Source organism: Acinetobacter lactucae (genome assembly GCF_001605885.1).
Taxonomy (GTDB): Bacteria; Pseudomonadota; Gammaproteobacteria; order Pseudomonadales; family Moraxellaceae; genus Acinetobacter; species Acinetobacter lactucae.
The window spans coordinates 1-13,241 of the sequence record NZ_LRPE01000038.1 but is presented as its reverse complement, the minus strand read 5'-3'; the positions used below and the strand labels follow the sequence as shown (position 1 = coordinate 13,241).

9 protein-coding genes and 1 pseudogene are annotated in these 13,241 nt (G+C 38.7%); 8 read left to right on the top strand and 2 right to left on the bottom strand.

Features of this window, described 5'->3' with window-relative positions; genetic code table 11:
• Nucleotides 1-51: 51 nt before the first annotated feature.
• From lpdA to AWW73_RS14645, 4 genes are all read left to right on the top strand, one after another.
• Entirely contained in the window at nt 52-1,485 is a 1,434-nt protein-coding gene (gene lpdA / locus AWW73_RS14660; protein WP_016143314.1) for a dihydrolipoyl dehydrogenase, read from the top strand.
• Nucleotides 1,486-1,632: 147 nt separating this feature from the next.
• Nucleotides 1,633-2,799, top strand: coding sequence for an ADP-forming succinate--CoA ligase subunit beta (gene sucC, locus AWW73_RS14655; protein WP_001048573.1), 1,167 nt, complete (start codon nt 1,633-1,635; stop codon nt 2,797-2,799).
• A gap of 14 nt (nt 2,800-2,813) precedes the next feature.
• Nucleotides 2,814-3,704 (top strand): succinate--CoA ligase subunit alpha, encoded by an 891-nt coding sequence (gene sucD / locus AWW73_RS14650; RefSeq protein WP_000114637.1) that lies wholly within the window; start codon nt 2,814-2,816, stop codon nt 3,702-3,704.
• Between the two features lie 644 nt (nt 3,705-4,348).
• Complete coding sequence (locus tag AWW73_RS14645) at nt 4,349-5,077, top strand: hypothetical protein (RefSeq protein ID WP_031949148.1); 729 nt, start codon at nt 4,349-4,351, stop codon at nt 5,075-5,077.
• A 282-nt stretch (nt 5,078-5,359) separates the two neighbouring features.
• Here the strand turns inward: AWW73_RS14645 and AWW73_RS18795 are convergent.
• Together AWW73_RS18795 and trpS are read right to left on the bottom strand one after the other, a co-directional pair.
• Nucleotides 5,360-5,518, bottom strand: a pseudogene (locus tag AWW73_RS18795) (flotillin domain-containing protein); the annotation flags it as partial.
• Between the two features lie 347 nt (nt 5,519-5,865).
• Nucleotides 5,866-6,879, bottom strand: a complete 1,014-nt coding sequence (trpS, locus tag AWW73_RS14640; RefSeq protein WP_002116097.1) for a tryptophan--tRNA ligase — start codon at nt 6,877-6,879, stop codon at nt 5,866-5,868.
• A 207-nt stretch (nt 6,880-7,086) separates the two neighbouring features.
• Between trpS and AWW73_RS14635 the strand changes: the two genes are divergently transcribed.
• From AWW73_RS14635 to AWW73_RS14620, 4 genes are all read left to right on the top strand, one after another.
• Entirely contained in the window at nt 7,087-8,016 is a 930-nt protein-coding gene (locus AWW73_RS14635; RefSeq protein WP_031949147.1) for a DUF808 domain-containing protein, read from the top strand.
• 27 nt (nt 8,017-8,043) lie between these two features.
• Nucleotides 8,044-8,943, top strand: a complete 900-nt coding sequence (gene ypfJ / locus AWW73_RS14630) for a KPN_02809 family neutral zinc metallopeptidase (RefSeq protein WP_062850023.1) — start codon at nt 8,044-8,046, stop codon at nt 8,941-8,943.
• A gap of 236 nt (nt 8,944-9,179) precedes the next feature.
• Entirely contained in the window at nt 9,180-10,682 is a 1,503-nt protein-coding gene (locus AWW73_RS14625; RefSeq protein WP_062850022.1) for a cation:proton antiporter, read from the top strand.
• Nucleotides 10,683-11,139: 457 nt separating this feature from the next.
• Nucleotides 11,140-13,241 (top strand): Ig-like domain-containing protein (locus AWW73_RS14620; RefSeq protein ID WP_062850021.1); only part of this gene is annotated, 2,102 nt, incomplete at its 3' end.

Below are 13,241 nucleotides of genomic sequence, written 5' to 3'. Positions count from 1 at the left end.
TAATATTACCGAGGTAGAGTGATCCTCTATCTCGGACCATGGAGATAAACAATGTCTCAACAGTTTGATCTTGTTGTTATTGGCGGTGGTCCTGGTGGTTATGAAGCTGCGATTCGCGCTGCTCAACTAGGTTTTAAAGTCGCTTGTATCGAAAAACGTATTCACAACGGTAAGCCATCTTTAGGTGGTACATGCTTAAACGTAGGTTGTATTCCTTCTAAAGCATTACTTGACTCTTCTCACCGTTATGAAGATACAGTACATCACTTAGCTGACCACGGTATCACTACAGGTGAAGTGAATTTTGATCTTGCTAAGCTTCTTGCTCGTAAAGACAAAATTGTTGACCAATTAACTGGTGGTATCGATCAATTGCTTAAAGGCAATGGTATTGAATGGTTAAAAGGTACAGGTAAATTACTTGCTGGTAAAAAAGTTGAGTTCGTTTCTCATGAAGGCGAAACTCAAGTTTTAGAACCTAAATACGTTATTCTTGCGTCTGGTTCTGTGCCTGTAAATATTCCAGTAGCTCCTGTAGATCAAGATATTATTGTTGATTCAACTGGTGCATTGAACTTCCCAGAAGTACCTAAGCGTTTAGGTGTAATTGGTGCTGGTGTAATCGGTTTAGAGCTTGGTTCTGTTTGGCGTCGTCTTGGTGCTGAAGTTGTTGTTTTTGAAGCAATGGATGCATTCTTACCAATGGCTGATAAAGCTTTGGCGAAAGACTACCAAAAACTTTTAACTAAGCAAGGCCTTGATATTCGTATTGGTGCTAAAGTTTCTGGTACTGAAGTTAATGGTCGTGAAGTGACTGTTAAATACACTCAAGGTGGCGAAGAAAAAACTCAGACTTTTGACAAATTAATCGTTTGTGTAGGCCGTAAAGCTTACGCAGAAGGTTTATTGGCAGATGATTCAGGCATTAAATTGACTGAACGTGGTTTAGTAGAAGTAAATGATCACTGTGCAACTTCTGTAGAAGGTGTATACGCGATTGGTGACTTGGTTCGCGGTCCAATGCTGGCTCATAAAGCAATGGAAGAAGGTGTAATGGCTGTTGAGCGTATTCATGGTCATGCAGCTCAAGTGAACTATGACACAATCATTTCTGTTATCTATACACATCCGGAAGCGGCATGGGTTGGTTTAACTGAAGAACAAGCTAAAGAAAAAGGTCATGAAGTTAAAACTGGTCAATTCGGTTTTGCTGTAAATGGTCGTGCTTTAGCGGCGGGTGAAGGTGCTGGTTTTGTTAAGTTTGTTGCTGATGCAAAAACTGACCGTTTATTAGGTATGCATGTTATTGGACCGGCTGCATCTGATATCGTACACCAAGGTATGATCGCTCTTGAATTTGTATCTTCTGTTGAAGATCTTCAGTTAATGACATTTGGTCATCCAACATTCTCTGAAGTTGTTCATGAAGCTGCACTTGCTGTAGATGGTCGTGCAATTCACGCGATTCAACGTAAGCGTAAATAAAATAAAGAGCGGTTCTCCGCTCTTTTTCACATTCGATGGTGTGATTAAAAAAGCATCAAGGTGAAAGACGTAGACAGCAATTTGCATATACAACATGAGAATGTTGCGCAAATTGAAGACAACAAACAAAGTTAAGTAGGTAACTAAATGAACTTACATGAGTATCAAGCTAAAGCGTTATTGAAAGAATATGGTATGCCAGTACAAGAAGGTATCTTGGCTACCAATGCAGACGAAGCAGTTGCTGCATTTGAACAGCTTGGTGGTAAATTCGCGGTAATGAAAGCGCAAGTTCATGCTGGTGGTCGTGGTAAGGCTGGTGGCGTTAAAGTTGCAAAATCTAAAGAAGACGTTATCGAATTTGCAAACAATATCATTGGTACTCGTCTTGTAACGTATCAAACAGATGCAAATGGTCAACCAGTAAACAGCATTATTGTTGCTGAAGACGTATATCCAGTTGAGCGTGAGCTTTACTTGGGCGCGGTTGTAGACCGTTCTAGCCGTCGTATTACTTTCATGGCTTCTACAGAAGGTGGTGTAGAAATCGAGAAAGTTGCTGAAGAAACTCCAGAAAAAATTATCAAAGTTGAAGTTGATCCATTAGTTGGCTTACAACCATTCCAAGCGCGTGAAGTTGCGTTTGCATTAGGTCTGAAAGACAAACAAATCGGTCAATTCGTAAAAATCATGACAGCTGCTTACCAAGCATTTGTTGAAAATGACTTTGCATTATTTGAAATTAACCCACTTTCAGTTCGTGAAAATGGCGAAATTTTATGTGTTGATGCGAAAGTTGGTATCGACTCTAACGCGCTTTACCGTTTACCTAAAGTTGCTGCTTTACGTGATAAATCTCAAGAGAATGAGCGTGAATTAAAAGCATCTGAATTTGATCTTAACTATGTTGCTTTAGAAGGTAACATCGGTTGTATGGTTAATGGTGCTGGTCTTGCAATGGCAACTATGGACATCATTAAACTTTATGGTGGTCAGCCTGCAAACTTCCTTGACGTTGGTGGCGGTGCAACTAAAGAGCGCGTAATCGAAGCGTTCAAAATCATCCTTGCTGATACATCTGTACAAGGTGTTTTAATCAACATCTTCGGTGGTATCGTACGTTGTGACATGATTGCTGAAGCGATTATTGCAGCGGTTCAAGAAGTAAACGTAACTGTTCCAGTTGTTGTTCGTTTAGAAGGTAACAACGCTGAGTTAGGTGCTAAATTACTTGATGAATCTGGTTTGAAATTAATTTCTGCAAACGGCTTGTCTGATGCCGCAGAAAAAGTTGTAGCTGCTGTTAAAGCGTAAGGGGAGTATCAATCATGAGCGTATTAATTAATAAAGACACTAAAGTATTGGTACAAGGTTTTACTGGTAAAAACGGTACCTTCCACTCTGCACAAGCTTTAGACTACGGTACAAAAGTTGTTGGTGGTGTTACTCCAGGTAAAGGTGGTACTACTCACCTTGACTTACCGGTATTCAATACAATGAAAGAAGCTGTACGTGAAACAAATGCAGATGCATCTGTAATCTATGTACCAGCTCCATTCGTTTTAGACTCAATCGTTGAAGCGGTTGATTCAGGTGTTGGCCTAATCGTTGTGATCACTGAAGGTGTTCCAACAATCGACATGCTTAAAGCAAAACGCTATTTAGAAACTAACGGTAACGGTACTCGTTTAGTTGGTCCTAACTGTCCAGGCGTAATCACTCCGGGTGAATGTAAGATTGGTATTATGCCTGGTCACATTCACCAACCAGGTCGTATTGGTATCATCTCACGTTCAGGTACATTGACTTATGAAGCTGTTGCTCAAACAACTAAGCTTGGTTTAGGTCAGTCTACTTGTATCGGTATCGGTGGTGACCCAATCCCAGGTATGAACCAAATCGAAGCGCTTCAATTGTTCCAAGACGATCCAGATACTGATGCAATCATCATGATCGGTGAGATCGGTGGTACAGCAGAAGAAGAAGCTGCTGAATTCATCAAATCTAACGTGACTAAGCCTGTAGTAGGTTACATTGCTGGTGTAACTGCTCCTAAAGGTAAGCGTATGGGTCACGCTGGTGCGATCATTTCTGGTGGTCAAGGTACTGCTGAAGAGAAATTCGCTGCATTTGAAAAAGCAGGTATGGCTTACACTCGTAGCCCAGCTGAGCTTGGTTCAACTATGTTGCAAGTTTTAAAAGAGAAAGGTTTAGCGTAATTCGTTAGATTTTGATCTTTAAAAAAAACCCCAATGGAGACATTGGGGTTTTTTATTAAAATGAAATGATATTAATTCTAGTAGAAAATTGACTAATTAACATAATTAACTCAAGGGAAAAATAAATGAGTAGAGAAGAATTAATTTATTGTATCGAAAAATTTATAGATAAAAATGATATCTCTATCAAGAATACATAAAGAATACAAGTTCTTCTTGATGATTTAAATTCAGAGGAAGAGATAATAGAGAGTATGATTCTAATTCTAGCGTTATATGTCCTGAAGGTGATGAGTACTTGTATGGTGAAGATGAAGTGATTTTAGAATTGAAAAAAATATTAATTTTTTTGAATGATATTTAAATTCCACATATTGCCTATTTTCATTCTTTAAGATGAAAAAGAAGCCTTATGACTAATACCAATTTTCATAAATAAATTAATATTCAATCGCTTATAAATATTCCCTTTTAAAGAAAAATGTTTAGCCTCATTCATTAGATTTTAATCTTAAAACCCCAATGGAGATATTGTTTTTTTTTCTGGGAAATATAATTGGAGTATTCATGGACTTAGTCTACTTAATAAAATCTAGTAGACTAGTTGTATCTTTACAAAAATATTAATGACAAAGGCAATCGTTATGTATGTGAAAATATCTAGTATGATTTTCTTCTGCACTTTAATTTCGGGGTGTGCCACAAATCCAGAAAAGTTACAGACACCTGTTGAGCTTACTTGTATCTTCCTCAAAGAGCCTCTTTCAACTACAGGGCTCTATGGTCCACTCAATGTGGAGTGGACCACTCGTCTAGAACGGGGACCATATTGGTCAGAAAAGATAGATGAAAAGGGCACGTTCTTTCGAGGGGCACCTGGTAGCATTTCAATTCGAAGCCCAGCCTATCCATCAATTCCAGGACAACCTGCAGCAACTGATGGTGGCTTTTACTTACCAAAAGACCCTAAGGAGCCAGTCAAAATTTATCGCTACTTCACAACAAAGGCAGTACCTGTTGAAGTTCCATCTGATAATGTGACGTGTAATACTCTAGCTTATACTAAAGAACCTGCATCCCATAAGGTTAGTCTAGTATCCTTTGCCACAGCTGGCTCAGTAGGAGGTGCTACTGGTGCCATAATTGGTAAGAACTTTTCCTCAGGAAATATGAGCTACGGTCAAGCCACAGGAGCTGGCGCTGCAGGTGGAGCAATCGGTGGATTGATTGTTGCTGCTGTCATCAACGCTGAAGTAGGGAAAATCATTGGTGGTCTACCAATAAAGGAATCTAGTTTTATGGAAAAGCTTCGCGAACTTGGGGTAAAACGCGAGCCTCTTAAACAAATTTCTTTACTACCATCTAGTCCATAAAGCTTAGTCCCCCACTTTTATTCATTCATCGAGAGGTCGCTAGTCAACGCCTCTCTTATTAAACGTTGGGCTGCTGTTTCGCTTTACTTTATCAACGCGTGATTTAATTCAAGGGGAGAGATGCCCTGTTTGATATTTTGCTAACCTTATACTGAACTTGGTATCTAATTACTCATTTTCACCATAGGAATAGGTGAAACGGAAGATGAAAATTGTAGATCGAACATTTAACATTTCGGTCTACATTGAAATAGGAGTACTAAACAGAGTGTATCACCCTTACTAAGCTTTTGGTTTCAACCCTTGAATTAAACCATTGACATCACAACTTTGTAAGCCCAATTCATTCATTAAGTTATCAATCAAAGGCGCTTGTGAGCGATAGCGTAGCGCGCTATTCACCACTTGATCAGACAAAGAAGTTTGAGCATTTTTAACAGAAGCATTGCTGTAACTCGGTTGAATTTCAACCTAAATTGCCAACATTATTATAGGCAAAAAAATACGCAATGATTGGGGTGATCATTGCGTAGAACAACGAATCTGTAAAAACAGTTTCGGTTTAAGGAGAAATGTCGTGAGGCTCATATGATGTAACCTACATAGTGAATAATAGAGAGTGTTAAGAAATTCTTCATCGCTATTAGCGTTAATAAGTGTTACTTCACGTTAATAGGGTAAAAGCGTGTGAATGGTTGTCAATACGTTAGTAATTCTAAAAAATGAATTGTATTAACCAAATAAACATAAAAAAAGCCCCGAAGGGCTTTTAGTTTTTTTAAAGAGGATTAAAATTTAAATAAACCTAAACCATCTTTAACTTCGTCTAAAGTCTGTTGAGTAATAAGACGGCACTTATCTGTACCTTGGCGTAAAACGTCCATAATATAATCAGGATCTTTAGCAAGTTCTTCGCGACGTTCACGAATAGGTGTAATTAATTCTTTTAACACACCTTCAAGACGTTTTTTAACCGTACCATCACCAAGACCACCGCGACGATAGTGGGCTTTTAATTCTTCAACTTCTTCTTTATTTGGGTCAAATGCATCTAAGTAGGTAAATACAATATTGCCTTCAACTTGACCTGGATCTTCAATACGAAGGTGATTAGGGTCGGTGTACATCGCATTAACAGCTTTTTTAATGTCTTTATCAGAAGCATTTAAAACGATGGTGTTGCCTAATGATTTAGACATTTTCGCTTTACCATCAAAACCAGGTAGGCGTGCCATATTAGAAAGCAAAGCTTTACATTCAGGCAAAAGATCTTGACCGATTTGGCGATTAACTCGGCGTACGATTTCATTGGTTTGTTCAATCATTGGAATCTGATCTTCACCCACTGGAACCACAGTTGCTTTAAAAGCAGTAATGTCAGCCGCTTGTGCAACAGGGTAGCAAAGGAAACCTGCGGGAATGTCACGTTCGAAACCGCGCATTTGAATTTCAGATTTAATGGTTGGGTTACGTTCTAAACGTGCAACAGTCACAAAGTTAAGATAGAGCATGGTGAGTTCATTCAATGCTGGTAAGCAAGATTGAACACAAATTGTGGTTTTGGTTGGATCAATGCCTACAGCTAAATAATCTAGGGCAACTTCCAAAATATTGCGACGGACTTTATCCGGGTTATCTGCATTATCTGTTAATGCTTGTGCATCTGCTAACAAGAGATGTTGATGATGGCTATCCTGTAAACCTACACGTGAACGCAAAGAACCGACAAAATGTCCAAGATGAAGTTGTCCGGTTGGGCGGTCGCCTGTCAAAATAATTGGACGCTGATCAACATTACTCATTATTTATTCCACTATCGTATTGGCTTAATCAGGGGTAGTAAGCCCTGTAATATAAAAGATTGGCATTATTGTACGGGAAATAAAAAATTTTCGTCAGCGATTGGGTAAACTTTTCTTAAAATAATATTGTGAATTTATTCAGTAAAATTACAGAAATTCAAAAAAATCATCTTACAATAGCTTAATAAATACAAACTTGGATAAGAAATGGCGAGTGGCTTACTTTTACTACTAGACGATATTGCAACGATTTTAGATGATGTCGCTTTAATGAGCAAAATGGCAGCTAAGAAAACTGCCGGAGTTTTAGGTGATGATTTGGCCTTAAATGCTCAACAGGTGACGGGCGTCCGTTCAGACCGTGAGTTACCTATTGTTTGGAAGGTGGCGAAGGGATCATTTGTTAATAAACTTATTTTAGTGCCTTTAGCATTATTAATTAGCGTGATTGCCCCTTGGCTCATTAATCCTTTATTAATGCTAGGTGGTTTATTCTTATGTTATGAGGGCGTAGAAAAAGTTCTTCATACTTTTATGCATAAAAAAGCCTCTACCTCAGAGGAAGCAAAAGCAGAGCTTGAAAATGAAGAATTAGACTTAGCAACTTTTGAAAAGGAAAAAATAAAAGGAGCAGTAAGAACTGACTTTATTTTATCGGCTGAGATCGTGGTGATTACGCTCGGTACAGTTGCTACAGCTACTTTAATGACAAAGGTAAGCGTTCTAAGCGTTATTGCAATTGTGATGACGATCGGCGTTTATGGCCTAGTTGGTATGATTGTTAAAATTGATGATTTGGGATTATATTTAACAGAACAGTCGACCTCATTTAAGCAAACTATAGGTCGAGGTCTATTAGCTTTTGCTCCTATTTTGATGAAATTACTTTCAATCGTGGGCACTATTGCAATGTTCTTAGTTGGTGGCGGGATTATTAATCATACGATTCCGTTGCTTCATCACTTAACAGAAAACACAGTTGACCATGTAGAAACAATACCTGCAGTGGGTAATATCATTGGTGCTTTAACCCCGACACTGATTAACTTTGGAATAGGATTGGTTGCTGGTGCAATTGTTTTATTAATCGTAAGCTTAATACAAAAAATGTGGCCTAAAAAAGCATCGGGTTCATGATGCCATTCTAAAAAGAAGAGGGAAATTATGCGCTGGAAAGGTCGTCGAATTAGTAGCAATGTTGAGGACCGTCGAGGTGGTGGCGGTGTTAGAGCAGGTGGTATCAGCATTATTGGTTTGGTTGTTGCATTTGTTGCTTGGAAGTTCTTTGGTGTTGATCCACAACAGGCTTATCAAGCAACGCAGCAAGTTACTGCCTCACAACAATCAAATGCAACTGCACCAAAAAGTTTAACGGCAGAGCAAAAAGAAGCCTCGGATTTTGTTGGAACGGTTTTGGCTGATACGGAGGATACGTGGACTCCCATATTTAAACAGTTAGGTAAAAGCTATACGCCACCAACATTAGTATTGTTTAGCGGAATGGTTCAGTCGGGATGTGGTACTGCTCAATCTGCTATGGGACCATTTTATTGTCCAGCAGACCAGAAGGTGTATATCGATACAGAATTCTTTAAAGACATGCGTCAGCAAATGGGAATCTCTGGTGAGCAGAACCAAACTGAGCTTTCTAGACAAGATCAAGCTGGGGATTTTGCACAAGCTTATGTTGTCGCACATGAGGTAGGGCATCATATTCAAACTTTGCTCGGTATTTCATCACAAGTCCAGCAAGCTCGTGCACAAGTAAGCCAAACAGAGGGGAACCAATTGTCTGTTCGCCAAGAATTACAAGCTGACTGTTTAGCAGGTATTTGGGCGAGTCATAATCAACAGCGAACTCAATTTTTAGAACAAGGTGACATTGAAGAAGCGATGGATGCCGCTCAAAAAATTGGTGATGATTATTTACAGAAGCGCTCTACGGGTCAGGTTGTTCCTGATAGCTTTACTCACGGGAGCAGTGAACAGCGAATGCACTGGTTTCAGGTCGGGTTAAAAACCGGTGATATTAACCAATGCGATACTTTTAATAATCCAGTTTAAAATTTATAGGATGAGACTTGTTAAACATATTTAATAAGCTCATCTTTTTTCTTTAGATTATCACTGTAAATAATGTTAAGAAATTTAACAGATTGATAGATTGCTCAATCAATTGGTTAAACTTGTCTCCTAATTTCTGTTTTTTATGATTATGGCATTGTTCATGTCAGTTTTTTATTAAGTTTGGTCGATCTAGCAAAGTTTTATTTGGTCGTTGACCCAGAAGAAGGGTATTCATGGGTAATTTTTTTCTACTACAAGCGTTTACAGTGGTTTTTGCACTATCAATTGCAACCACAATTTTTAATAAGCGTATTTTAGGCTTTCCACAGGCGATTGGTGTTCCTCTTGTTTCGGCAATTTTTGTCTTTATTTTACAGTGGGGTGCTAGCTTACTAAACGGTAACCAGTTTATTACCATTAATATTCATAATATTGAAGAAGCAGTACGCCATATCGATTTTTATGATTTTTTAATTAATGGTGTTATTTGTTTTATTCTAACTTCTTCGGCACTCAAATTTAAAATTTCAGATCTAAAAAGTTATTGGAAACAAATTAGTATCTTAGCAACGATTGCTTTAGTACTTTGCGCCGTATTGTTTGGTGGTTTACTTTATGGATTCCAATTACTAGTTGGATATCACGTGCCAATTCTGGTGTTGTTACTTTTAGGTGCAGCTTTAGGCGCAACAGATCCAATTGGTATTAAAGGTGTACTTAGTTCGATTCGTGCACCCCATCATTTAATTGTTAAGCTAGAAGGTGAATCACTATTTAATGATGCAATGTGTATTGCATTGTTTATGACTTTACTTAATGTTTTACAGGGTGAACATTTTTCATTGGTAGCGACATTAGAAGCTCTACTCTATGAAATTATTGTTGCTGTCGGGATTGGTTGGGCATTTGGTGTAGGGGTGTTGCGTCTATTACGTGGTAAACATGAAATGGAGTCCCTGATTTTAACTACCGCGCTACTCGCCAGCGGAGCATATTTGGTTGCTTTATTTGCGCATGCATCAGCACCAATCGCTTGTGTAATTGGTGGCTTAATTGTTGGGAACAAATGGAAAGAAATACGAGAAGAGCGTGAGATTCAAGAAGTTAACCATTTCTGGCATACAGTAGAAGGAATCATCAACTCATTTTTATTCACTTTAATTGGTTTAGAGCTATTTATTCTAGATTTAAACTTTAGCCTGATTTTAGGCGGTATTGTTGCATTCTTTATTCTTCATATCTCTCGTTTTGCAGCCAACTTCATGGCTTTTGCCTTTTTCCCGAATATGCGGAAAATGAAAAGCTATAACGGTAGTTTAACTATTTTATCTTGGGGTGGGGTACGAGGGGGGATTTCACTTGCATTGATTTTGGCAGTTGCCAATATTCCTGCATTAAGTCCCTATAGTAGTATCCTGATTGGCTATACTTTTATTAGTGTGTTGTTATCGGGCATCGTGTGTGGTCTGGGCTTGCCAGCTGTGATGAATGCTTTTTATTACAATCCCAATGAAGAAACTGAAGGATTAAAAGGTTTTTATCAAAGATTGTGTCATAAGATGAATCGAAGAGGCTTTCAGTATATTGTTGGCGAAGATGCGTTGGGTAGAGAGACAATCACCGTTTTTAATCCAGATATTCTTGTAGACCAAAAAACTGAGGATGGCATTGCAACAATGCATGACCCGAATAAGTTACAAGAAGTAAAAAGATTTGAGAGTCCAGATAATTTCTAAATATAAACAGTTTTAAATTTTATAAATCATTTAAAAATTAGGTTTTAGTGTAATAGTAAAATATTACCTAAAGCCTTTTTTTTCTATATATATCATTAATAATATATTTTATTTTATTAAGATATTAATAATTGTTATATGAATATTTTAATTAAATGATTTTTCAACAAATGGTAAATAGATAAATAATAAATTTGTTTTATATATAAAACGTTTAATGTGATTTTTCATTAAATTAACATAAGAAAAACCTAATAAAGACTTATATATAATTTGTATTAATTAAAATTTTTTCTTTAGGTACTTTAGTATTTGTTTTTTTTATTTTAAAGTGTTTAATGTAAAAATGATCACATTACTTAATGTTTTTAAGTTGTAGGTCAAAAACTTAGAAACATTAAGTAAAAAGAATTATACATAAAATCATTTAAATCAATAATATAAAAGGAATACAGATATGCCTGAAATACAAATTATTGCCAAGGATAGTCATGATACCTTGTCAACAATCCAAGGGACTTCTGCAAAACTTTCAGAAGCGTCGGTCGTATTGGTAAAAGTGGCTGCCAGTGATGTGTTGGTCGTAAATAGGGAGGGTACCAATGCAGTCATTCGACTGAAAAATGGACAAACCATTGTTATTGAAGGCTTCTTTAGTGGAACGGCTGAGCCTAAAGATAACAGCCTTGTTTTTCAAGATGAAAATGGACAGCTAATTTGGGCAAAATTCAAAGATGCTGAAAATGATGCGGACGCCGATGCAGACGCTGATGCAGATGCCGACAGTGATGTTGAACCTCAAGCTCTGGTAGCAGAAGATTTACCAGCTGCTTTACCAGCAGAAGCCCCACAAGAACTGGTCTCTGACGTTATTTATCAGCCTATTTCTTCAATTGAACCATTACTTTATCACGATGCAGGTATAAACCCATGGTTATGGGCTATCCCCTTAGTTGCGGGTGGTATTATTGCTGCAGCGTCGAACAGTGATAGTGATGATGATTCTTCAACACCTACCGATACAACACCACCAAGTACAGATGGGGTAACCTTCTCAGTTGACCCTGTTACTTCAGATAATGTAATTAATGCATCAGAAGCGGCAGGAAATGTCACCATTACAGGTGTTTTGAAAAACATTCCAGCAGATGCGGCCAATACGGCCGTTACAGTTGTTATTAATGGGGTAACTTATAATGCAACTGTAGATAAAGCAGCGGGTACATGGACAGTAAGCGTACCAGGTAGTGGTTTAACAGCAGATACAGATAAAACCATTGATGCTACTGTAACCTTTAAAGATGCGGCAGGTAATAGTAGCACTGTTAAAGATACGCAAACTTATACAATTGATACTGCTGCTCCTACTACAGATGAAGTTGATTTCTCAGTTGATCTTGTAACAGCTGACAATGTGATTAATGCATCAGAAGCGGCTGGTGATGTCGCGATTACTGGTGTTCTTAAAAATATTCCATCAGATGCAACCAATACTGTAGTAACAGTTGTTGTGAATGGGGTGACTTATACTGCAACTGTAGATAGTGCAGCAGGGACGTGGACAGTAAATGTGCCTGGCAGTGGCTTAGAGGCAGATGCAGATAAAACAATTGATGCGACTGTAACGTTTACAGATGCAGCAGGTAACAGCAGCACAGTTAACGATACGCAAATTTATACATTAGACACAGTTGCTCCTGCAGCACCAGTGATTGACCCGGTTAACGGGACAGACCCGATTACAGGTACAGCAGAACCTGGTTCGACAGTGACTGTGACGTATCCTGATGGTAGTACAGCAAGTGTTGTAGCAGGACCGGATGGTACGTGGACTGTACCAAACCCAGGTCTCAATGATGGCGATGAAGTTGAAGCGATTGCTACAGACCCTGCAGGCAACCCATCATTACCAGGTACAGCTATTGTCGATGCCGTTGGTCCAAATACAGATGGTGTTAACTTTGCAGTTGACTCTGTCACAGCGGACAACGTGATTAATGCATCAGAAGCAACGGGCAATGTCACAATCACAGGCGTTCTCAAAAACGTTCCTTCAGATGCGGCTACTACAGCTGTTACAGTTGTTATTAATGGGGTGACTTATACTGCAACTGTAGACAGTGCAGCAGGTACATGGACAGTAAGCGTACCAGGTAGTGGTTTGGTTGCTGATACAGATAAAACCATTGATGCCAAAGTAACCTTCACTGATGCAGCAGGTAACAGCAGCACAGTTAACGATACGCAAATTTATACATTAGACACAGTTGCTCCTGCAGCGCCAGTGATTGACCCGGTTAACGGGACAGACCCGATTACAGGTACAGCAGAACCTGGTTCAACAGTGACTGTGACGTATCCTAACGGTAATACAGCAACAGTTGTTGCAGGACCGGATGGTAGTTGGACTGTGCCAAACCCAGGCTTAAATGATGGTGACACGGTAACAGCAGTAACAGAAGATCCTGCTGGCAATACATCAGGCCCAGCAACAGCTGTGGTTGATGCAGTTGCACCGACAGTAGCGCTTGATGATGTGCTCACCAACGACAGCACACC